Raw genomic sequence first — 22,001 nt, forward strand, 5'->3', positions numbered from 1 at the left:
TATTTATGTCAGAATATTTTTTAGGAATCGATATAGGGGGAACTAAAATATTAACCGCTATTGCTGATAGTAGTGGTAAGATATTAATAAGTAATAAAAGATCTACTGAGGCTGATAAGGGACAGGACGTTATTATAGATAATATCATAAAAACTATTGATAATGTTCTCAATAATAGTAATATTAGCAAAGAGGAAGTAGCTTCAATTGGGATTGGTTCCCCTGGGCCTTTAAATACAAAGGATGGTGTGATTATTGAGAATGCTAATCTGCCGTGGAGGGATGTACCGATTGTGGAATTACTGGAGGAAAGGACAGGGATTAGCCCTATTTTTTTAGAGAATGATGCTAATGCGGCTGCCCTTGGTGAAAAATGGTTTGGGGCAGGCCGTGGGGTAGCTGATTTGATTTATATTACAATTAGTACTGGGATAGGGGGCGGTATAATTATAGATCGTCGTATTTATCACGGGAAGAGCGACATAGCTGGTGAGGTAGGTCATATGATAATTGATCCTAATGGTCCTCTCTGTGGTTGTGGAAATCATGGTTGTTTTGAAGCCATGGCTTCTGGCACAGCAATAAACCGGATGGCTAAAAAGGTTGTTGAAGATAATCAGGAGAGCAAAATATTTGCACTGCTTAAGGGAGATCTCAATAAGATTAATGGTAAGGTGATTGCTGAGGCAGCCGAGATGGGTGATCAATTAGCTCAGGATATCTGGAAAAGGGCTGCCTATTATATGGGTTTAGGGATTGCTAATTTATTAAATATTTTTAACCCAGGTATGATTATTTTAGGTGGGGGTGTTATGAAGGCCTGGGATTGTTTTGAGAAACCGATGATGGAAAGTATAAAAAAACATGCCTTTGATAGTGCCTTTAGTTCTGTAGAAATAAAACGGTCTGAATTAGGTGATGATGTAGGTGTTAAAGGGGCAATTGCTGTTGCTATGGGGGATAGATTATTATCGTGAAAAACAAAGAAATAGCTGTCAAAGACATTATTAATAAATTTTCCCTTGAAATATTAGCAGGTGATCCAGAAGATAAAGAGATAACAGTTAGTGATATTAAAAGGCCAGGGATTGAACTGGCTGGTTTCTGGAAATATTTCGCTCCGAAAAGGGTGCAGTTACTGGGACGTACTGAGATTACATTTTTAAAGGAACTTAAACCTCCTGTTTTAAAGAAAAGGGTTAAAAAGTTATTTAGCTATCATTTGTCATGTGTAATTATTTGCCGTAACCTGGATGTTCCAGATATAGTTCTGAAAGAAGCGGCTAATACATCAACACCACTACTGAAGACTTCAGTAGCGACTACCAGATTTTTAAGTCTGCTTACTAACTATCTGGAGGAGTCGCTTGCCCCGGAAAAGACCATTCATGGGGTTTTGGTCGATATTTATGGGATTGGTGTTTTAATCAGTGGGAAAAGTGGTATAGGTAAGAGTGAAACAGCTATTCAGCTGGTTAAAAGAGGCCATAGACTGGTTGCTGATGATGTAATAATTGTAAAAAAAATAGGAGAGCGGGAGTTGCTGGGTTCAGCCCCTGAAGTTGCCAGGTATTTTCTTGAGATTAGGGGCATAGGAATAATAAATGTAAGTACTTTATTTGGAGCAGGGGCAGTTAAGGATTCTTCTGTGATTAATATGGTGGCTAATCTGGAGTTTTGGGATGAGAAGAAGGTGTATGACCGTTTAGGGATTGATAGTAAATATGATGAAATAATGGGGATTAAAGTCCCAGAGGTAATTATTCCGGTTAAACCGGGCCGTAATGTAGCTATGGTACTGGAAATAGCTGCTATGAATATGCGAATGAAGGCCATGGGATATAATGCAGCACGTGATTTTTCTGCCAAAGTAAATGACCTGATGAGAGAAACTTAAATTATGGGGGTTTATCATGAAAGGGAAGTTTTTTGGCTTATTGATTTTTTTCTTTATAATCATGTTTTTTTCTACGGGTAATAGTTCAGCCTATGCAGGAGAGTTTTTCTTTTCTATTGATGATCCTGAGGGTGATGATTTTGGTCCTGGTACATATGAGTATCCAGGTGATGAGGTCTTTCGACCCTACCAGGGACTTTTTGATATTACTAATTTTGCTATAGCTAAGAATGAGGGGCAGTATATATTTAGGTTTCGTTTTAAGCAATTAAAAGACCCTTGGAATAGTAAATTTGGTTTTAGCCTACCCTTAATACATTTATATATTGATAATCAAAGGGGGGATCTACTGAACTATTTAAAAAGGGTGCCCGGGTTAGACTTGATGAACATTATCCCTGGAATGCCCTACTAGAAATAAGTGGTTGGTGGGTCAGAGTATTTGAACCAGGTGATCAGGATAAGGAAGATGACTTTTGGTATGCTGAAGAAAATCCCTGGGAGCTTAAGAATGTTGACCTTAGAGTCAAGAATAATGAGATTTATCTGTACCTTGATCAGGCTGTAACTGGCCCTTTAGAGGGAGCAGAGATATTTCTGCTGGTAGGTAGTTTTGATCCCTTTGGACCAGATTATTTCAGGGAACTTAGAAATAGGCCTTCAGCCTGGAATTTTTATGATAGGATAGGAAGGGATCTGGGAAACGCCCCACGTGTAATTGATTTATTAACCCCAAATAAAGTATCACAGATAGATATCTTGCAGAAATATGATGCAGATAGGTTTGCAGAAATAACCCCAGTTAAAGTAAGTGATCAAGAAGGTAATCTATTATATATTTATTATTTTATTGCTTTAACGTTTTTCCTTGGATTGCTAATCTTAATAGCGTATAAGAACCCTTTTCTTAGAAATAATAAAAAATAGATAAAATGAAAGGGGGAATATATTGCTATATGTTAAATGATAATGGTATTAATGTTAGTCCAACTCCAATAACTGCGGGTTCGAGGATTGAGGTCGAATATGATGGATTACTTTCAAAGTCAGGTGCCCAGGAGGTATACTTACATGCAGGATTTGGTATGGATAATAACTGGGAAAAAGTATTAGATCTTAAGATGGAACGGGATAAGGATATCTGGAAAACTAATTGTGATGTTGATACAAGTGATAGATTTATATTCTGCTTTCATGATAATGCAGGTAACTGGGATAATAATAATGGCAGAAACTGGAGCTTTGAAGTGCATAATGGAAGATTATATTAATAATATGGAAAAAGCCGCTGTTAAGGCGGCTTTTTCCATATTTATACTTACAGACTATATGAAACTATAATCTCAGGATCTAGAATACGGAAGGTGAAGGAAACAGTAATAAATAGTTTTACGTTTTTACTATCATGGTTCTCATAACCTACTGCATAATCCTTACCAATCGTTAATTCTAAATCTGCATGGTCAAAAGGAATCAAAAAAGCACCATCGATAACCTTGCTAAAAATAATTTCACCATCAATAAGGTGCTCAATTCTTTTGTGTAAAGGATAACCCTCTGTCTTGGTCTGGATTATCTTCCAGGCGTCTTTACCAACAATAAGACTATATGGTGTTTCAGCTAGGGCGTTATTTAACAATATTTTACCTTCTAAAATATTTGCTATAATCTCTGAACTATCCTGTCCTAGTTGTAGCTTGTTAACTGCCTCTGTTTTAAGACCTTTAATATTACTGCTTTCCAGACCGTTAAAAACAGTATTGTCTTCGAATTCAGCAATTTTGCTAACTGCTTCTTCCAGAGGACCCAGGTCTATGTCTTTAGCACCTCTTTCAATGTTATCAAGTTCCCATCTATTTAACTCAAATACTACTCTTGCTTCAGTAAGGGGTTTAACCTGGTAAATACCACTATTAACCCCTTTACCATTATCTTCAATATTAGTTAATCTGCCTTCAGTAAGAACATTATAGTCCCAACCCTTAGGTCCATTTACATGAAGTACTTTTCGGGCTGAAAGCTGTGTTTTGAGTGCCTCTCTAGCCCTGTCATTTATCTCATCCCAGGCCTTATCAGTTAGTGGGGCTAATTCTTTTTTTAACATATCCATTTAAAACACCTCCAGGTATTTATTTTAGATTCCCTATGCCTAAATCTATATTATCGTTAGAGTCCTGTTTTTCACCAGCTTCTTCAACATCAACGATGGACATTTCCGTAAAAAGATAAGTCTTTAATTCCTCATCCCAGCCCGGCATATTTCTTCTTAACCATTCAATGGCCATGACTGCGTGTTCTATTTCTTCATCTCTATTATGGGCTAATATTTTTTTGACTTCATCATCATTAGTGGCGTCAACCCTTTGGTTATACCAGTCAATTGCTTCTACTTCTTCTTTTAAACTATTAAGTACTCTGCTTATGTTTTTTGTCTCTTCGCTGAGTTTGTCTTCAGCTTCATGATATGCACTCATTATCTGATACCTCCTTATTAGTAATAATATTTATTATAATTATAACATATAATATGAGAAAATCAACCAAAATACTAGGTTGCTTTTTAATACACCAATAATATTTTGAGTTATTTAACTGGATTTAATTCATGAAATTGTGTTTTTTTAATCTGAAGAAAAAGATAGGTTTTGCTAGTGTATACAGTAATTTTATTGACAATTAATCACAAAGATTATAAAATATCTGCAGTAGGATAAAACAAAAAAAGTAGCAGAAAGAAGGTAACTTTAAGATGAATTATGTATATGCAGGTGTAACTACCAAAGAGAATTTTTACGGCAGGAGTAATCCAGTAGAGTTGATAGAAAAATATGGCAGTCCGCTATATGTCTATAATGAAAAGATATTAAGGGATAGATGTCGGGATATGTCTGGTCTGATTGATTATCCCAATTTTATGGTGAACTACTCGGCCAAGGCAAATAGTAATCTGCACTTGTTGGAGATAATCAGGGATGAGGGATTAAATGTTGATGCCATGTCACCTGGTGAGATTTTTGTAGAGTTAAAGGCTGGGTTTTCCCCAGATCAGATACTATATATAGGTAATAATGTCTCAGCAGATGAATTACAATATGCTCTTGATACAGGTGTAAAAATAAGTGTTGATTCAATTGCCCAGTTGGACTTGTTTGGCAGGATTAATCCCGGTGGTGAAGTCTTTGTTAGATTTAATCCAGGGGTTGGTGCTGGTCATAATCCCAAGGTTGTTACTGGTGGTAAAAAGACTAAGTTTGGTGTTCAGGCAGAGTATATAGATGAGGTTAAAAGGGTTTTAGATGAACATAATCTAAGATTAATTGGTATTAACCAGCATATTGGTTCATTATTTATGGATGGGGAACCTTATCTTGCCGGAGTCAAATCCCTATTAGCTATTGCTGAGGAATTTGATTCTATAGAGTATATTGATATAGGTGGGGGTTTTGGTATTCCTTATCATAAACATGATGGCCAGGAACGTCTTAATATTCAGGAATTGGGTGGTATGCTTAACGAGCTAATCTATAACTGGGTTGCTGATTACGGCCGTGAGATTACAATTATGGTAGAACCAGGTAGGTATATTGCTGCAGAATGTGGTGTTTTATTAGGTAGTGTTTACTCTCTTAAAGAGAATTATGGTATTAAATATGTGGGAACTGATCTGGGCTTTAATGTTTTAAAACGCCCTATGATTTATGGTTCTCATCATGATATAGAGATTTACCGGAAAGATGAAGTGGATTCCGGTGTCCAGGAAGAGGTTACTATTGTTGGTAACATCTGTGAGAGCGGGGACATAATTGCCAAAAAGAGGGAGTTCCCCAGGATTTTTGAAGGGGACCTACTTGGTGTTTTAGATGCCGGGGCTTATGGTTTTTCTATGGCGTCTAATTATAATAATAGATTAAGGCCAGCTGAGGTATTAATCAATGAACAGGGGGATGATCTGTTGATCAGAAGAAGGGATACCCTTGAACAGCTAATAAATAATTTTTGAGATGCAAAGGGCTGCTTATAATTTTAGCAGCCCTCTATTTATTTAGTCTTAACAAGTGAATAAGAATCAGCTTCTAGTTTTGCCTCCATCTTTCTAGCTTCAATTTCCTTTATAAGGGAGATTGAGCCCATGTCTATTCTATAACTATATTTAGACAATTCTTCAATAGTCATCCACTGTTCGTCAACAATAGCTGAGGGCTGGTTAAGGGGTGTGGTAACTTCATTTGACTGGATCAGGGGATAAAAAACCCCATTTTTTTTAAAACCTATCAGGATATAATAGTTATTAGCCGGTTCTGCCTGTAAATACCAGTCTCTAGCTTGGTGGTTAATTCTGATATCATGACTGTTGTTTTTTTGGGTATTAACAAGACGTAAAAATGCTTCATTTTGATAGAAGTCAGGGTTTTTTATTTCCCAGTAGGCAAATAAAAAACCAGGGTCCCTTGCAAAAAGCCGGATATAGTTTTTGTTATAGTATTCCCTTAAAGGGTATTCTTCCCTGGGAAACTCTTTCAGCACACTCTCTTCTATCTTTTTTTCTTCTTTTACCTTTGTTTTTGTTTCTTGATACATATTACTATTATCAACTCCTATCTCTTCTCCCATTTCGTAATCAGTGTTTTTTAAAGAAAGGTGGAAATCCCTGGCTTTTTGATCCCTTTTTAAGGAAAGATAATATAAGACCAAAAAAGCTATAATAGCTAATAAAATAACCAGGATATTTAAGAAGACGTTCACTTTATCCCTCCTTTCTTAATTGAACTTTACTCCTGGGTTGGTAAATCTTGAAATCAATAGCCGGGAAGATATTGTCTTCCTTTTCTAATTCAGTAAGTTTTGTTAAATCAATATTGTTCCTTTCTATTCCTTCTACTAGTTGAGAAAAGTTATGAAGGTGTTTTTTGGTTCTCAAAACGGCATAGTCAACCATTGTATCTGCTTTCATAATAAAGGCCCAGTCACTACTCTGTGCTAATAATAATTCCCGAACCAGCTGGTTGAGGGTTCTGTAGCGCTTGTCTTTTTGGTCATTTAAATAAGCAAAGCAGTCAGCTAATTCGATAAGTTTTAACTCGGCTTGGTGTAGGTGGCGGTAAATCCAGTCATTAGTGCCGTTGAGCCAGACTTCATGGTAGCCTTTATAACCCCAACTTGACTCAGTAGGCATAGCTATCTGGTTTTTAGGATAATGGTCAAGGTAATTAGATAAGCTTATTGTTTCTATCTCATCCTGATCATAGTGGAGTTTCTTAAAGAGGAATTCTAACCACTGTGGGCCTTCAAACCACCAGTGTCCGAATAACTCTGCATCATATGGTGAGACAATAATTGCCTTGCGGTCAAGTATTTGAGTAAGGTAATGAATTTGCTGCTGTCTATTAAACATAAAGTTGCCTGCATGTTCAGCTGCTTTATCACGGGCTGCAATAGGGTCATATACTTCTTTCCAGTTATTTTTACTGGTTATTTTATAGTATTTGAAACCGATGTGTTTCCTTATTCCAGAGGGTAGGTATTCCTTGACATAATCATAATCCAGGTCATAGCCAATATCCCGATAAAATTCTCGATAATTATAATCCCCTGGGTATCCCTCATTAGCACTCCAGACCTGTTTTGATGACTCTACATCTCTACCGAAGGCAGCTACACCTGCTGGTGTGTAAATAGGAGCATATAAACCATATCTGGGTCTTGGGGCTGCATGGAGTATCCCGTGACTTGAACTGATAAAATACCTTAGATCGTTTTCAGCCAGAATCTGATCTAAACCAGGTTTGAAGGCACATTCAGGCAGCCAGATACCATTTGGTCTTTTACCAAAAAACTGTTGATAGGTCTCTATTCCTGTTTTTATCTGGGCATTTCTGGCCTCATCTGTTAATAATAATGGCAGATAAGCATGGGTGGCAGCAGAGGTAATAATCTCAATATTACCCCTTTCCTGAAACTCTTTGAAGGCAGCTAAGATATTATTATGGTATTTTTCATGAAAAAAATAATACGCTTCCTTATATAAATAGTTGTACATTTCAGCCAGCCGGTAGAATTCAGGCTGGTCTTTTGTTCTCTGTAATTCTTTTTCACTTAATTCAATGAGTTTTAATAAGTGTTTATGATACCTTTCCTGAAGGAGTTCGTCTCCTAACATACTTGCCAGGGAAGGTGAGATATTAATTGTGTATTGAAAATTAACCCCTTCTTTTACTAGTCTATTCATTATTATTATTAAAGGAATATATGTTTCAGTTATTGCCTCATAAAGCCAGTCTTCTGCTAATTCACCCTCTTTATTATGTCTTACGTAAGGCAAATGGGCATGGAGTACAAATGCTAAAAACCCTTTTGTCATTTTTTTTCCTCCTATTTATTTTTTTATACCCTGTTATTATAGCCGAATAATTTATTGTTATTCCTTATTTAATATGCTAATTATTCTTGATATTTATTCATCTCTGTTGTGTATAAAATCTTTATTTTTGCTAAATATTAAAATAAAGATAATTAAAAAATGGGAGGTAAGAAGATGAAGATTTTGATGTTTTCCTGGGAATATCCACCCTTAAGCCATGGTGGTTTAGCCCGTCATGTACAGGACTTAAGTGAAGCCTTGGTTAAGCAGGGACATAAAATTTATGTAATTACACAGGGTAATGCTAAGATGTCTGAAGATGACATAGTTAATGGAGTCAGGGTAATTAGAACAACTCCGGTCACTATATCGGGGAATAATTTTGTTGACAATATACTACACCTTAACTTTCAAATGACAGAAAAGACTATTGAGCTCATGGAGCAAATAGGTGATATAGACTTGATTCACGGACATGATTGGTTAGTTTTCTGGGTTTCTAAGGTATTTAAACATTCTTTAAGAAAACCACTACTTTATACTATACATGCTACAGAATTTGGTAGGAATCAAGGTATCTATAATAATATGCAGCGTTACATAAATGATCTTGAATGGTATGCCTGTTTTGAGGCCTGGAAGGTAGTTGTTTGTAGTAGGTATATGGCAAATGAGGTAAAAAATCTTTTTCAACTGCCTGATGATAAAGTTGCTACTATTGCTAATGGCGTTAATGAAGAGAATTATCTGTTAGATAGAAACCAAAGCTTTGATGTTAATGACTTTAAAAACACTTATGCCAGTCTAAATGAAAATATTGTGTTTTATGTCGGTAGGATTGTGAGAGAGAAAGGAATTCAGATATTACTTCAGTCGGTTCCAGAGATTTTAAGTGTAGAACCTAGTACAAAATTTGTAATTGCTGGTAAAGGACCACATCTTGATAACCTTAAGGCACAGGCTGATTATCTTGGGGTTGCCGATAGGATCTATTTTACAGGTTTTATTAGTGATGAAGAGAGAAATAAGCTGTATCAGATAGCAGATGTAGCTGTTTTTCCCAGTATTTATGAGCCATTTGGAATTGTAGCATTAGAAGCAATGGTTACCAAAACACCGGTAGTTGTCAGTAATGTTGGTGGTCTAGCGGAGTTTGTTGAAGATGATAAAAACGGATTAATGGTAAATCCCAATAACCCACATCAACTGGCTGGAGCTATCCTGGAATTAATAAGGAATAAGGAAAAAAGCAAGGAAATTGCTGCCAGGGGTTACAGGATGGTTAAAGAAGAATACACCTGGGAAGAGATTGCCAGTAAGACTGCTGCTCTATATGAAGATGTAATTTTTGACTACCTTAAGAGTGATTGGAATAAAAAACATACTAAAGGCAATATGAATAATAATGAAGAGTCATTGCTTTATAGATATACTTCACAAAGAAAATATAGCTAAGGGGGCAAAATATGAAAGCGGTTATTATGGCCGGGGGTCAGGGTAGTCGGCTGCGTCCTCTAACCTGTGATCTACCTAAACCCATGGTTCCTATTGTTAATTATCCAGTAATGGAGTATATTATTAATCTGCTGAAAAAACATGGTGTTACTGAGATAGCAGTTACTTCATATTATATGACAAAGTATATTGAAGATTATTTTGAAAATGGGGAAAAATGGGGTGTAAACCTAAAGTATTTTGTGGAAGAAGAACCACTGGGTACTGCAGGAAGTGTTCATAATGCAGTTGATTTTCTCGATGAAACCTTTATTGTTATTAGTGGTGATGCAGTGACAGATTTTGACTTGAGCGAGGCAGTAACTTTTCACCAGCAAAAGGAAGCAGATGCTACCCTGGTACTGGCCAGAGAAGATATACCACTAGACTATGGTGTGGTAATGACTGATGATGGGGGAGAGATAATACGTTTTCTGGAAAAACCTAACTGGGGACGGGTTTTTAGTGATACGATAAATACAGGGATATATATACTTGAACCTTCTATCTTTGAGTTGTATCAGAAAAATAAAAAATATGACTTTAGTAAAGACCTCTTTCCATTAATGCTGAGAAAAGGAAAAAGATTATTTGGTGCTGCCCTTGAGGGATACTGGAATGATATTGGTAGTCTTGATGAATATCATCAAACTCAGTTTGATCTCCTATCTGGAGATATTAAACTTCCCTTAAATTCCTGTGGGGTAATGGATGGGGATATTTATGTTGAAGATAAAGTTGAGATTGATGATACAGCTGAGCTGACAGGGCCTCTTTACATTGGGAAGGGTTCAGTTATTGGTCAGGGGGTAAAATTGAATAATTGTGTGATCGGCCGTAACTGTCGTATAGAGTCACATTCTTCCCTTAAGAAGAGTGTTCTATGGGATAATATTATTATATCACCTAATGTAGAATTAAGGGGGACAATTCTTGCTAATAATGTACAGGTTAAAAATAAAGCCGCTATTTTTGATAAAACAGCAGTAGGCAAAAGGACTGTTATTGGAAGAGAAAGTCGTGTTAAGCCTGGGGTTAAGATCTGGCCTGAAAAAGAGATTGCTGAGCAGACAGAGGTAGACAGTAGTATTGTCTGGCCAACCCGCTGGTCAAAAAATATATTTAGTAATAAGGGTATTGTAGGATTAAGCAATATTGATATTACCCCTGAATTTACTGCCAGTATTGCAGTTGCTTATGGTTCGACTTTAAATAAGGGTGATGAAGTTGTGGTTAGTTCTGACAGCTACAGTCTCAGTAATGCCTTGAAGAGATCTCTTATTGGCGGGCTACAGGCCGCTGGGGTTGATGTAATTGATATTGATGACAGTACAACTTCTATCACCCGTTTTGCTGTTGTAAACCTGAAGGCCAGCGGGGGTATACATATCAGGGCAAGTTACAAGGAATCAGATAAAACAGTGCTTGAGTTTTTAAATGAACAGGGGGTCAATATCCCTGTGAATGGGCAGAAAGGTATTGAGAAGAAATTCTTCAGCAGGGATTATAACCGTGTATCAATTCAAGAAATAGGTGATTATGCCTATGCACCTGAAATGCAGAAGAATTACCTTGACAGTCTTTTGGCAAATATAAATAGAGAGGGAATAAAGAGGAATTACTTTAGTGTGGTAATGGACTATGAATATGATAGTCTTGGTAATATATTACCCCTCTTTTTAAAGAGATTGAACTGCCAGCTGCTTTCAACCAGAAATTTTTCACCTGAACATAATACTCCTTTAAGTATTGATAAGAGGTTAACAGCTAGTGCTAGAGTGGCCAGGATTATGCAAGATAATGATTCTGATCTGGGTATTATAACAGACCATAATGGTGAAGAACTATATGTTGTCAATAAAGAGGCTAAGGTTTTGAGTAAGGCCCAGTACCAGGTATTACTCTCATATATTCTATTTGAAAAAGGGTATAAGTATCTGCCACTTCCAGTAAATGCCCCACAGGTTATTGAATCTATGGCTGAAGAATATGGGGCTGAGGTTGAATATACTGAAATAAATCCGCAGGTAGCTATGGAGAAGTACTATAGTAATCTAAGGGGTGAGCATGGTGATATAGAATATTACCCCTTTGCTGATATGATTGCTGGTCTAGCTCTTATTTTAGAAAAAATGGCTATTGATAATATTAGCATTGATCAGCTTCTAAATAGACTCCCTGAGTTTTACTTGAATAATGCGGAAATAGCCTGTCAATGGGAATATAAGGGTAAAGTAATGAGAAGGTTAAGTGCTGAGGCAGATAATGATGCTGAAATGGTCGACGGTATTAAATTTCAACACCCCCATGGTTGGGCTCTGGTTGTTCCAGATAGTGAAAGGCCTGTCTTTCATGTTTATGCTGAAGGGCAGGATTTAGAGGCTGCTGAGAGTTTAACAGGGTTTTATCTTGATAAGGTTAAGGAGATATTAGGGGAATAACTTACTCAAATTTAATAGAAATATATATTATTAACCTGGTGGATTAAGTCTGCCAGGTTTAGTTTTTTATTATCAAAGTTGTATAATTCTAAAGACCGACAAATATATTTGTCTGGTTAATAGTTTGCTGATTAACTATGGGTAATAAATAGTTTGAGTTAAGAAAGTTGATGTTTTGATTAAGTCTGGGTGGCGAAGCCATTTTGTTTACACTTGAATTTATGGGGAAATAGATATAAAATTAGAATTAGATGTATTAGGGATGCTGTAATTTTAGTTATATGGGGTGTGATTTATTTTGCAATCAGCAATGGATTTTTGTAAAGCTATATTATCAGAGGTATCACGGAGTTTTGCCTTGACTATACCAATGTTGGATAAAGACATCTATAAGCCTGTTTTGATAACTTATTTACAGGACAGGTTGCTTGATAACTTTGAGGATGAGATAAGGGAAGATGATATTACACTTGCCGAACGCAAGGAAATGATGGATGAAGTAGTGAAACTGTTTAAACCTGATAATATGAAGATAGAAGATAGTGTATCTCGTATCAGTGATTATGCTCATCTTATGCCTGAGGAAGGTTTAAAGAAACTGACCACTAATGCAGGTAAATTAAGGAAGGCTTATGATAGTCTTGCTGATGGGATAAAGGAAATTTCATATAAATGGCTGCAGGAGATGAATCTGGGGATGCAGAAGTATCTGACAGCTGAAGTCAGGAATTTTACAGAACTGGATGAGTATTGTTATTATGTAGCAGGGACGGTTGGTGGTTTTCTGACAGAAACCATTTTATTTAAAAGGGAGTTGGAGGAGAAAAAAAGGAACCTTCTACTAGCTAAATATAAGTCAGCTGGTCTTTTTCTACAGAAGATAAATCTTATCAGGGATATTAAAAAAGACGTCGAAAACCGCGAAAAAAATTTCTGGCCTCTGGAGGAATTGAGGGTAAGTGTTGATGACCTATTAAATCCTACGAAAGAGACAAAAGCTATGCAGGCCCTTAGATTAATGATTAATGATGTAAAAGACCATATTCCTGACTTGATAGATTACTATGAGGCCTTACCTGATAGTCTGGCTGGTTATAAGAAATTTTTTGCCATGAATAATGCCCTCGGCTTGGCTACTCTGGGGGTGCTTGATAATAACCGCAAAGTTCTTTATGGTAAAAAACCTGTTAAAGTGTCTAAACTCCGTTTTTTTAGTATTATCAAATCACCTGAAAAGGCCTTTTATAAAGGAAGTAAACTGCTAACAGATAACTTTTAGTATAAAAATCCCTTTAGTGGTTAATAATTAGAAAAAACCACAGGGGGGATTCTATGGACATAAAAAGGGTTTTTTTAAGTCCTCTGGTCCTGGGGCCAGTTTTTGCATTTTTGATGGGCAATATTAGTCTGGGACTGATTACTGCCGGCATAACAATTTTAATCTGGGGTCAGCGAGAAGGCAGTAATTTTGTTGTTTTAACAACTGTTGGTCTGCTAATTTTAACGGCCAATATAAATATGGAGATAATATTTTTGTATTCGATTACTCTGGCTTTTATTATAGATGAAAATTGCAGGGAGAAACAGTTTTTTTTCCTGCTTGCCTGTTTGACTTCTCTGGGTGCTTTTCCAGTATGGATTTATATACTGGGTAAGTTGCCTGTTCATTTGTTAAATCAGTTTAATATTGCTGGAGGCTTTGTTTTGATATCTGCCTTGGTTCTGACCTATGTGAAGGGTCTAATCTTAATAAAAGATGCTTCTTCAGAGGAAATAGCCGCTCATTTTTTTTTGAGTTTTGTTGCTGTTCTTGAAGTGATTGGTGTTTACTGGGCGATACCATGCTGGGTGCTGGGGAATTATTTTCTAAATAAATATAATGTTAGTTTTCAGAATATGATAAAGAGTAGAACGAATTCTTATCTACTGAGTTTGTTTTTCATGTTTTTTATTATTTTCACAGCATATATTGTTTTGCCGGTCAATAGTATTTTGCTGGCTATTTTAATTTTCCTTTCAGCTGTTTTACTTTATTGTAATACCCTACCTGTTTTCGAACTGCTTTATATGTCTGTTATTCTCGGCATTATCTTTGCCAAACTGGGGTGGTTAACATGAACAAGATTAAAGGTGATTATCATACACACTCAGAATATAGCCATGGTAAGGGTGACCTGGTGGCTAATATTGAGTCCGCTATTAATAAGGGTTTAACTGAGATAGGGATAACAGATCACGGCCCCCAGACATTTAATTTCGTTCGCCTGGGTGTGAAAGATGCAGAAGAATTAATTGAGATTAAAGAAAGGATAGAGGTGCTTAATAAACTCTATCCGGAGATCAGGATATTAGCAGGGACTGAGGCTAATATTATTAATGAAGAGGGTGATCTTGATGTCCCAGATTATATTCTGGAGGAATTGGATATTGTAGCGGCAGGAATGCATCTTCTTATTTTACCGCAAAGCATTGAAACCGCCTTAAGACTGGTTTTTGATAACCGTTTTATGTACCGTTTTTTCCCGGGAAAGAGAGCCAGGATAAGGGAGTGGAATACAAGGGCAGTAATTAATGCAGTTAAGAGACATCAGATAGATTTCATTACACACCCTGGCTATAAACTGGATATAGACACCTTTAAACTGGCTCGTATCTGTGCACAGGAAGGGACATGTCTGGAGATTAATGCCCGTCACGGTCGATTGACGGAGGGTTTTGTCAGGGCAGCAATGGAGACTGATGTTAGGTTTGTGATTAACAGTGATGCTCACTTACCAGCCAGTGTTGGGAAACTGGAACCTGCCTTGAAGATTGTTAAGGACTTAGGTATTTCTGATGATAGGATAATTAATTACCAGGGGTTTACTGGGAGGCATTCTTAGCATTCTTAAGCCGTAGTTTACTTTTTGAGTTTTCTGTTATAAAATAAAGTTAAAAGAAGTGAGAGGAGAAAATATAATGGAGTTTCTCATTATTACTGGTATGTCCGGGGCGGGGAAATCAGTTGCTCTTGATTTTTTTGAAGATATGGGTTATTTCTGTATTGATAACCTACCCCCTGCTTTTATTAATAAATTTGCGGAATTATGCCTCCACTCGGAACTCAAAAAGATTGCTGTGGTAATTGATATTCGCGGGAGGGAATTTTTTAATGCCCTTTTTGATGAGCTTGCTGTGATGGAAGAAAAGGGAGTTAATTTTGAAATATTATATCTTGAAGCCTCTGATGACAGTTTAATCAGGCGTTATAAGGAGACCAGGCGGAAACACCCCCTTGATGCTGAGGGTAGGGTGCTGGACGCTATTCATAAGGAAAGACAAATATTAGAAGAACTGCGTGGTAAAGCAAATAAGATCATAGATACTTCTCAAAAGACTAAAAAGGAATTTAATGAGGAATTGAAACTTCTTTATTCTTTTCACCGTATAGATAATGAAACAATGTCTGTCTCAATAATTTCTTTTGGCTATAAATATGGTATCCCTTTAGATGCTGATATGGTTTTTGATGTTAGGTTTTTGCCCAACCCTCATTATGTAAATTCGTTAAGAGAGCATACAGGTGAAGAGGATATAGTTCAGGATTATATTCTTAAATGGCCTTTAACAGAGAAGTTTTATAAGAAATTCTTTGATTTTGTAGAATTTTTATTACCGGAATATAAAAAAGAGGGTAAAAGCCATCTGATGATAGCTATTGGTTGTACAGGGGGGAAACACCGTTCTGTAACAACTGCTATAAAATTAAAGGATAAGCTGTTGAAAAAAGGATATCGAGTAATTGTAGAGCATAAAGATGTTAATAAGTAGAGAATTGACAGGAGTGTTGTCATGAAATATAAATGGTTACATCCTGGATTTGGTTTAAAGAGATGGTTGATACTGTTTATTATAGGCTTGTTATCTATTAGCATTGGTATATCAGTCATTACTGGTTTCCGGGTCTTTGGATTTATTGATGAGATTATAAGTGATCTTGCTTTAACAGGGGTTAGAACTACTCTGGCAAGTATTATTACTGGACTACTTTTTATAGCAGCTGGTTTTCTGGTTGTGGTTCTTACCATCAGGGGTATTTTTAAAATAGTTTTTAAAAAGAACTATCAGAATGTTAAAGAACTTTATCGAGATAGAATACTTCAGCAGGGCCCGGAAATTGTTGCCCTGGGTGGGGGTACTGGTTTATCAAATCTCTTGAGGGGATTAAAAATATACACCAGTAATATTACAGCTATTGTAACTGTAGCAGATGATGGTGGTAGTTCTGGCAAATTAAGGGATGAGCTGGGCATGCTTCCTCCTGGGGATATACGCAACTGTCTGGTTGCCCTGGCTGATGCTGAACCATTAATGCAGAGTTTATTTCAGTACCGTTTCAGTGCTAAAGGACATCTGGCAGGCCATAATTTTGGAAATTTGTTTATTGCTTCATTAACTGAAGTGCTTGGTGATTTTGAGGAGGCGGTTAGAGAATCAAGCAGGGTTCTGGCAGTAAAGGGTAAGGTACTGCCGGCAACTAATGAAGATGTCCATCTAGGTGCAGTTTATACTGATAAGACTATCAAGATGGGTGAATCAGTGATACCAGAGGAAGGAAAAAGGATTGAGAGGGTTTTTCTTAAACCAGCCTCCTGCAGGGCAACGTCTGAGGTCCTGGAGGCTATTGCTGGGGCTGAAATAATAGTGATTGGTCCAGGTAGTCTTTATACCAGTGTAATTCCTAATTTGATGGTAAGAGGGATTGCAGAGGCTATTAGAGAGAGCTCTGCTGCTAAAATCTATATTTGTAATGTAATGACCCAGCCTGGTGAAACTACTGCTTACAGTGTTAGTGATCATATTGAAGCTATTATTCGTAATGCTGGAGAGGGTATTTTTGATTATGTTATTATAAATAAGGAGGAAGGTTCTGAGGATCTGGCACGTAGATATGAAGAAGAAGGGGCTTTTCCAGTACTGGTTGATAAAAAGAAGCTTAAAAAATATAATCTTGAAATTATTGCCGCCAATCTCTTGAACGAAGAGGGATATATTAGACATGATCCTGAGGAATTAGCCAGGGTTATTTTTTCTATTGCTAAAGGCAGGTGAAAAAACTTATGTCTTTTTCTGATGAGGTAAAACATGAGATAGCCAGGATTAAAAGCAGGGAACTACCAGAACTGGCAGCATTAATTAGAATGGATGGTTCTATTCAGATTATAAATAAACAGTTGGCTTTGAAGGTAAAGATATATCATGGTGACCTGGCCCGTAAAGTCTATTCATTGATAAAAAGCAGATATGGACTTAAAATAGGTATAATGGTGAGGAAGGGTAGACACTTCTCCTATAAAAATAATACCTATCTGCTTAGACTCCCTCCTCAGGAGGGGCTTAAACATTTCCTTTATGAGCTGGGATTTATAGATGAAAACAATACTTTGATTTATAAGATTAAAGAGGAGTTTATAAATGACCTTGAGTGTCAGAAGGCATATCTTAGAGGGGCCTTCCTTGGTGGTGGTTCAGTCAATAAGCCTAATAGTGAATACCACCTTGAGTTCAGGTGTGAACATGAAAACTTTGCCGAGGAATTACTTGATCTGCTAGCCCGTCTAGATCTTAAAGGGTATTTAACAGAACACAATGGTAAGTATATTGTTTATTTTAAGAAGTCTGAGGATATTGCCACTATTTTAAATATTATAGGTGCCCATCAGGCCTTACTGAAGATGGAAAACCAGCGGGTTTTTAAAGCTGTTAAGAATAATGTCAATAGAAAAATAAACTTTGAGACCGCTAACCTGGATAAAACAGTAATAGCAGCTATGCTGCAGTTAGAAGATATTGAATTAATTGAAAATACAAAGGGTCTATCATCCCTTTCCAAAGGACTGCAGGAAATAGCACTGCTGCGTAAACAGCACCCATATGCCAGTTTGAAGGAATTGGGGGAACAGCTGGAACCTAGGTTAAGTAAATCAGGTGTTAATCACCGTATGCGGCGTATCAAGAAAGTAGCTAAAGAGATAAGGGGAGATGACTAATGGATCTGGGTTTCAATTTAAATCTGGAACAAAAACAAAAACTGGTGATGACACCTCAACTCCAGATGGCAATTGAAATTTTACAGTTTTCAAGTCAGGAGATGGAAGAGTATATTGAAGAGGAACTGGCTGAAAACCCTCTCCTGGATAGATTAGACAAACAGAATTATAGTAGTGGAATTGATTATTCTGTTAACAGTGATAAAGAGAATAATTATGAAAATTATGTTGCTTATAAACCTAACTTATTAGAGCATTTAGAAAGACAGCTATATCAGGTACTAGAAGAAAATGAACTTGAGCTTGGAAAATTTATTATTGGAAGCCTTGACGAACATGGTTTTTTAACATCTTCCTGTCGAAATATTGCTAAAAGGTTCAAATCCAGTGTAGATAAGGTGGAAAGTATACTTAGACGCATTCAATATTTAGATCCGGTTGGTATTGCAGCTAGTAATGTGAGAGAGGCCCTTTTAATCCAGCTGGATAGTTTAATGCTTGATACTGGTCTGGCTGAAAGAATTGTCAGGGATTATTTTGATTGTTTAGTAGAAAAAGAATATTCTTTTATAAGAAAAAAACTGGCAGCAAATGAGGAAAGGGTTATGGGGGCAATTAACCTTATTAAGACATTAAATCCCCATCCTGCTTCAGCTTATAATACCGCTAATGAGGTAAAATATATTGTTCCGGATTTGATTGTTAAGGAAAACAGGGGGGAATATCTTGTTATTTCAAATGAAAAAAGTATCCCATCTTTAATGATTAATCCGTATTACCATAAGATGCTAAAAGAGAATAAAGGGACAGATGTTTATGAATATTTGTTGGGGAAATACCGTTCTGCCCTCTGGTTGATGAGGAGCATTGAACAGAGGAGATTTACCATTTATCGGATAGCAGAGGCTATTGTTAAAGAACAGCGAGATTTCCTGAATTTAGGTATTAAGTATTTAAAGTCAATGACTATGCAGGAGGTTGCTGATATACTGGGGATGCATGAATCAACAGTCAGTAGGGCTACTACAGAGAAATACCTTCAAACCCCTCAGGGTTTATTTGAGTTAAAATTCTTTTTCAATAGTGGAGTTAATAACCTTTCTTCAGTAAGTATAAAAGCCTTGATAGCTGACTATATTGAAAATGAAAAACCGGAATTTCCTTTAAGTGATAGGGAGCTTACCGAATTATTAAAGGAAAACAGGGCTTTAGACCTATCAAGAAGAACGGTTGCCAAATACAGGAAAGAAATGGGGATTCCCTCCTCAAATAAAAGGAGAAAACCAAAATGAACAACTATGGAAAGTTATACTTGATTTTAATGGGATGATTTGTAGTGTTCTTATAATTACTATTATAACAAAGGTCAACTACGATATAAAGGTTGACCTTTGTTAAATAAGTTAGCATCATCTAGTAATTAGTCATTACCAATTGTGTGAAATGAATACCTGTTTATTTTCAAATTCTAAAAAGTCAAAAATGGAAATTTATATTGACAATACCCCTGAAAAATGTTATTATGTGTTTGTGGAACCGCTTACATAATGATTATCAAATTATTAAGATTGTTATTAAAGGAGATTATAATGTATAATGTAACTATTTCAGATATAGCAAAGGATTCAGGAGTCTCAACGACAACAGTATCTAGAGTTTTAAATAATTCTGGATCAGTTAGTCCAGAAACAAGAGAAAGAGTATTGGAAGTAATAAAAAGAAGAGGCTATTCTCCCTCTGCAACTGCAAGAAGTCTTTCCAAAAGAGTATCATCAACTATAGGTGTGATTGTTCCAGAAGTTGATAACCCTTTTTTTGGAGAAGTATTAAGAGGTATTACAGAAGTAATTGATAAAAATGACTTAACTCTTATTTGTTGTAATTCGGATGATGATCCTAATAAAGATAAAAAAGCATTAGAAATGTTAAAAGAACATAGAGTTCGCGGGTTGGTTTATACTCCTGCAATTGATTATAGTAATAAGGAAGAGAAAAGAAGTCTTAAAAAGATGTTAAAAGATATTAATTCTCCAATAGTAATATTAGACAGGGAGATTGATTATTTGGATTTAGATGGTGTGTATTTTGATGATTCTAAAGGCATGTATAATGCAACTAAAGCATTAATTGGAGCTGGACATACGAAGATTGGAATTATAAATGGTACATTAGATAGGGTTCTTGCCCGTAACCGTGAAGAGGGGTACTTAAAAGCTCTGAAAGATAGTGGGATTATACCTATAAAAAGATATATGTTTTATGGCGATTTTAGAATGACAACAGCCTATGAATTGTCTAAAGAACTACTTTCTATGAAAGATAGGCCGACAGCAGTCTTGACCTGTAATAATAGAACTAGTATGGGTTTTCTAAAGGCATTATATGAATTAGGGGAGTCTATACCAGAAAATATTTCCTGTATTGGATTAGATAGAATTGAAGCTCTGGATATTATGGGAATTAATTTTAACTATATTAAAAGAGATGCAAGGGAAATGGGTAGGCAAGCAATAGAACTTTTAATAAACCGGATGGCTTTTCCAGATAAGGAACCTATTAAAAGAATACTAGAAACACCTGTAATAATAAAAAAGATATAGATAGTAGATATAAGTTTCTGTTTTAAGTGTAATAAGATTATTTTTTTTCTGAATAATGTTACCGATTACAATTATAATTTTCGATATAATTCCTGTTAAATCAACGATAATAAGAAATAAATGATATCGATTACTTTTATTAAGGGGGAAAAATATGGAACAACAATTAAGATTAGTGATGGGATGTGATTTGGCTGCTTATGATTTTAAGTGTCAGATATTAAAATCTATGAGATCTAATGGTTATAATATTGAAGATGTAGGGTGTTATTCTTCAAAAGAAGGACTCTATGCACCAATTGCTAAGAAAGTAGCAGATTTGGTTGCTAGTAAAGAATTTGATTATGGCATTTTGATCTGTGGAACAGGTCAAGGTATGGCTATGGCAGCCAATAAGGTGGAGGGAATACGGGCTGCTTTATGTTATGATGTATTTCCAGCTGTATTGAGCAAAGAACATAATAATGCCAATATTTTATGTACAGGAGCATGGATGATGGATCTTCCAAAATTTCTACATATGGTAGAAGCATGGCTATTTGCCCAATATGCAGGTAATCATGATGAGGGGCTTGCGTTATTATCAGAATACGAGAAGGAAAGGCTTGATAACTAAATGATGAGTAATTTCAGGGAAATTTCAGATAGTACTCTTAATGAAATAGCAGAAGTATTTTCTAGGATGGAAGATAAAAGTGTTAGGGAATTGATAGAATTGATTAAGAAAACCCCTAGAATTTTTCTTCTGGGAGCAGGAAGGGAAGGGTTATCAGTCCGAGCATTTACAATGAGGCTTATGCATTTAGGAAAAGAGGCACATTGGATATGGGATGATACAACCCCAGCAATAGGAAAAAGGGATTTATTAATATGTGCTTGTGGTTCAGCGAATGTAGGTCATGAAAATTATATTGCTAAAATGGCTAAGAAGAATGGTGCTAGACTTGCATTAATTACACCATCAAGTGAGGGTTATCTTATTTCCATTGCAGATAATATTATTAATGTACCCGCAGAAGCGTATAAGGCTGTAGGAAATTTTGTTTTTTCAGAACAGCTTATGGGTAATTTGTTTGAACAGACGCTATTTATTTTATTTGATGTATTAGTAATGATGTTAAGAGAAGAGATGGGTATTAGTAAAGAAGATATGGTTAGTCGTCACAGGAATGTAGAATAAAA

At 36.1% G+C, this 22,001-nt stretch carries 20 protein-coding genes and 1 pseudogene; 17 read left to right on the forward strand and 4 right to left on the reverse strand.

Annotated features, from left to right (window positions below; genetic code table 11):
- Positions 1-5: 5 nt before the first annotated feature.
- From D7D81_RS05635 to D7D81_RS05655, 4 genes and pseudogenes are all read left to right on the forward strand, one after another.
- Entirely contained in the window at positions 6-977 is a 972-nt protein-coding gene (locus D7D81_RS05635) for an ROK family protein (RefSeq protein ID WP_125988115.1), read from the forward strand.
- Positions 971-1,897: an HPr(Ser) kinase/phosphatase gene (gene hprK / locus D7D81_RS05640; RefSeq protein WP_502700023.1), complete on the forward strand. Its 927-nt coding sequence runs from the start codon at positions 971-973 to the stop codon at positions 1,895-1,897. Before D7D81_RS05635 ends, hprK begins: the two co-directional genes overlap by 7 nt.
- 61 nt (positions 1,898-1,958) lie before the next feature.
- Positions 1,959-2,824 (forward strand): annotated as a pseudogene (locus D7D81_RS20225) (glucodextranase DOMON-like domain-containing protein).
- Positions 2,825-2,853: 29 nt separating this feature from the next.
- Entirely contained in the window at positions 2,854-3,168 is a 315-nt protein-coding gene (locus D7D81_RS05655; protein WP_125988121.1) for a carbohydrate-binding protein, read from the forward strand.
- A 47-nt stretch (positions 3,169-3,215) separates the two neighbouring features.
- Here D7D81_RS05655 and D7D81_RS05660 read toward each other — a convergent pair whose 3' ends face one another.
- Entirely contained in the window at positions 3,216-4,007 is a 792-nt protein-coding gene (locus D7D81_RS05660) for a family 1 encapsulin nanocompartment shell protein (protein ID WP_205739346.1), read from the reverse strand.
- A 19-nt stretch (positions 4,008-4,026) separates the two neighbouring features.
- Complete coding sequence (locus D7D81_RS05665) at positions 4,027-4,371, reverse strand: encapsulin-associated ferritin-like protein (RefSeq protein ID WP_125988123.1); 345 nt, start codon at positions 4,369-4,371, stop codon at positions 4,027-4,029.
- A gap of 275 nt (positions 4,372-4,646) precedes the next feature.
- On the opposite strand from D7D81_RS05665, the gene lysA reads away from it, so the two are divergent.
- The gene (lysA, locus tag D7D81_RS05670; RefSeq protein WP_125988125.1) at positions 4,647-5,897 is read left to right on the forward strand and encodes a diaminopimelate decarboxylase; all 1,251 of its coding nucleotides are present in this window, start codon (positions 4,647-4,649) and stop codon (positions 5,895-5,897) included.
- 38 nt (positions 5,898-5,935) lie between these two features.
- On the opposite strand, the gene D7D81_RS05675 is transcribed toward lysA, so the two are convergent.
- Both D7D81_RS05675 and D7D81_RS05680 read right to left on the reverse strand, forming a co-directional pair.
- Complete coding sequence (locus D7D81_RS05675) at positions 5,936-6,640, reverse strand: DUF4912 domain-containing protein (RefSeq protein WP_125988127.1); 705 nt, start codon at positions 6,638-6,640, stop codon at positions 5,936-5,938.
- Between the two features lies 1 nt (position 6,641).
- A complete protein-coding gene (locus D7D81_RS05680; protein WP_125988129.1) occupies positions 6,642-8,255 on the reverse strand; it encodes a glycoside hydrolase family 57 protein in 1,614 nt (537 codons plus the stop codon).
- 174 nt (positions 8,256-8,429) lie between these two features.
- Between D7D81_RS05680 and D7D81_RS05685 the strand changes: the two genes are divergently transcribed.
- The 12 genes from D7D81_RS05685 (at position 8,430) to hxlB (ending at position 21,999) form a co-directional block, all read left to right on the forward strand.
- Positions 8,430-9,710, forward strand: coding sequence for a glycosyltransferase family 4 protein (locus D7D81_RS05685; RefSeq protein WP_125988131.1), 1,281 nt, complete (start codon positions 8,430-8,432; stop codon positions 9,708-9,710).
- An 11-nt stretch (positions 9,711-9,721) separates the two neighbouring features.
- A complete protein-coding gene (locus tag D7D81_RS05690) occupies positions 9,722-12,190 on the forward strand; it encodes a sugar phosphate nucleotidyltransferase (protein ID WP_125988133.1) in 2,469 nt (822 codons plus the stop codon).
- Between the two features lie 310 nt (positions 12,191-12,500).
- Positions 12,501-13,469, forward strand: a complete 969-nt coding sequence (locus D7D81_RS05695) for a squalene/phytoene synthase family protein (RefSeq protein ID WP_286170261.1) — start codon at positions 12,501-12,503, stop codon at positions 13,467-13,469.
- Positions 13,470-13,522: 53 nt separating this feature from the next.
- Positions 13,523-14,308: a hypothetical protein gene (locus D7D81_RS05700; RefSeq protein ID WP_125988137.1), complete on the forward strand. Its 786-nt coding sequence runs from the start codon at positions 13,523-13,525 to the stop codon at positions 14,306-14,308.
- Positions 14,305-15,072 (forward strand): PHP domain-containing protein, encoded by a 768-nt coding sequence (locus tag D7D81_RS05705; RefSeq protein ID WP_125988139.1) that lies wholly within the window; start codon positions 14,305-14,307, stop codon positions 15,070-15,072. The genes D7D81_RS05700 and D7D81_RS05705 overlap by 4 nt, the downstream gene beginning before the upstream one ends.
- A 76-nt stretch (positions 15,073-15,148) precedes the next feature.
- Positions 15,149-16,000, forward strand: coding sequence for an RNase adapter RapZ (gene rapZ / locus D7D81_RS05710; RefSeq protein ID WP_125988141.1), 852 nt, complete (start codon positions 15,149-15,151; stop codon positions 15,998-16,000).
- A 21-nt stretch (positions 16,001-16,021) separates the two neighbouring features.
- Complete coding sequence (gene mgfK, locus D7D81_RS05715; protein ID WP_125988143.1) at positions 16,022-17,281, forward strand: gluconeogenesis morphogenetic factor MgfK; 1,260 nt, start codon at positions 16,022-16,024, stop codon at positions 17,279-17,281.
- Entirely contained in the window at positions 17,278-18,219 is a 942-nt protein-coding gene (whiA, locus tag D7D81_RS05720) for a DNA-binding protein WhiA (protein ID WP_353622097.1), read from the forward strand. The genes mgfK and whiA overlap by 4 nt, the downstream gene beginning before the upstream one ends.
- On the forward strand, positions 18,219-19,511 hold the full coding sequence (gene rpoN / locus D7D81_RS05725) for an RNA polymerase factor sigma-54 (RefSeq protein WP_125988147.1): 1,293 nt from the start codon (positions 18,219-18,221) through the stop codon (positions 19,509-19,511). The genes whiA and rpoN overlap by 1 nt, the downstream gene beginning before the upstream one ends.
- 297 nt (positions 19,512-19,808) lie before the next feature.
- On the forward strand, positions 19,809-20,819 hold the full coding sequence (locus tag D7D81_RS05730) for a LacI family DNA-binding transcriptional regulator (protein WP_125988149.1): 1,011 nt from the start codon (positions 19,809-19,811) through the stop codon (positions 20,817-20,819).
- 178 nt (positions 20,820-20,997) lie between these two features.
- Positions 20,998-21,435, forward strand: a complete 438-nt coding sequence (locus D7D81_RS05735; protein WP_164522126.1) for an RpiB/LacA/LacB family sugar-phosphate isomerase — start codon at positions 20,998-21,000, stop codon at positions 21,433-21,435.
- On the forward strand, positions 21,436-21,999 hold the full coding sequence (hxlB, locus tag D7D81_RS05740; RefSeq protein WP_205739347.1) for a 6-phospho-3-hexuloisomerase: 564 nt from the start codon (positions 21,436-21,438) through the stop codon (positions 21,997-21,999).
- The last annotated feature ends 2 nt before the right edge of the window (positions 22,000-22,001 follow it).

The sequence above is a fragment of the Halocella sp. SP3-1 genome (genome assembly GCF_003953885.1).
Lineage (GTDB): Bacteria > Bacillota > Halanaerobiia > Halanaerobiales > DTU029 > Iocasia > Iocasia fonsfrigidae.

What these genes read in the sequence shown, in the direction of transcription:
- rapZ (WP_125988141.1), top strand. Translation starts at nt 15,149, where the DNA reads ATGGAGTTTCTCATTATTACTGGTATGTCCGGGGCGGGGAAATCAGTT.
- D7D81_RS05685 (WP_125988131.1), top strand. Translation starts at nt 8,430, where the DNA reads ATGAAGATTTTGATGTTTTCCTGGGAATATCCACCCTTAAGCCATGGT.
- D7D81_RS05735 (WP_164522126.1), top strand. Translation starts at nt 20,998, where the DNA reads ATGGGATGTGATTTGGCTGCTTATGATTTTAAGTGTCAGATATTAAAA.
- D7D81_RS05695 (WP_286170261.1), top strand. Translation starts at nt 12,501, where the DNA reads ATGGATTTTTGTAAAGCTATATTATCAGAGGTATCACGGAGTTTTGCC.
- D7D81_RS05680 (WP_125988129.1), bottom strand. Translation starts at nt 8,255, where the DNA reads ATGACAAAAGGGTTTTTAGCATTTGTACTCCATGCCCATTTGCCTTAC.
- mgfK (WP_125988143.1), top strand. Translation starts at nt 16,022, where the DNA reads ATGAAATATAAATGGTTACATCCTGGATTTGGTTTAAAGAGATGGTTG.
- D7D81_RS05655 (WP_125988121.1), top strand. Translation starts at nt 2,854, where the DNA reads ATGTTAAATGATAATGGTATTAATGTTAGTCCAACTCCAATAACTGCG.
- D7D81_RS05635 (WP_125988115.1), top strand. Translation starts at nt 6, where the DNA reads ATGTCAGAATATTTTTTAGGAATCGATATAGGGGGAACTAAAATATTA.
- D7D81_RS05660 (WP_205739346.1), bottom strand. Translation starts at nt 4,007, where the DNA reads ATGGATATGTTAAAAAAAGAATTAGCCCCACTAACTGATAAGGCCTGG.
- D7D81_RS05700 (WP_125988137.1), top strand. Translation starts at nt 13,523, where the DNA reads ATGGACATAAAAAGGGTTTTTTTAAGTCCTCTGGTCCTGGGGCCAGTT.
- D7D81_RS05665 (WP_125988123.1), bottom strand. Translation starts at nt 4,371, where the DNA reads ATGAGTGCATATCATGAAGCTGAAGACAAACTCAGCGAAGAGACAAAA.
- D7D81_RS05705 (WP_125988139.1), top strand. Translation starts at nt 14,305, where the DNA reads ATGAACAAGATTAAAGGTGATTATCATACACACTCAGAATATAGCCAT.
- D7D81_RS05690 (WP_125988133.1), top strand. Translation starts at nt 9,722, where the DNA reads ATGAAAGCGGTTATTATGGCCGGGGGTCAGGGTAGTCGGCTGCGTCCT.
- hxlB (WP_205739347.1), top strand. Translation starts at nt 21,436, where the DNA reads ATGATGAGTAATTTCAGGGAAATTTCAGATAGTACTCTTAATGAAATA.
- D7D81_RS05730 (WP_125988149.1), top strand. Translation starts at nt 19,809, where the DNA reads ATGTATAATGTAACTATTTCAGATATAGCAAAGGATTCAGGAGTCTCA.
- rpoN (WP_125988147.1), top strand. Translation starts at nt 18,219, where the DNA reads ATGGATCTGGGTTTCAATTTAAATCTGGAACAAAAACAAAAACTGGTG.
- lysA (WP_125988125.1), top strand. Translation starts at nt 4,647, where the DNA reads ATGAATTATGTATATGCAGGTGTAACTACCAAAGAGAATTTTTACGGC.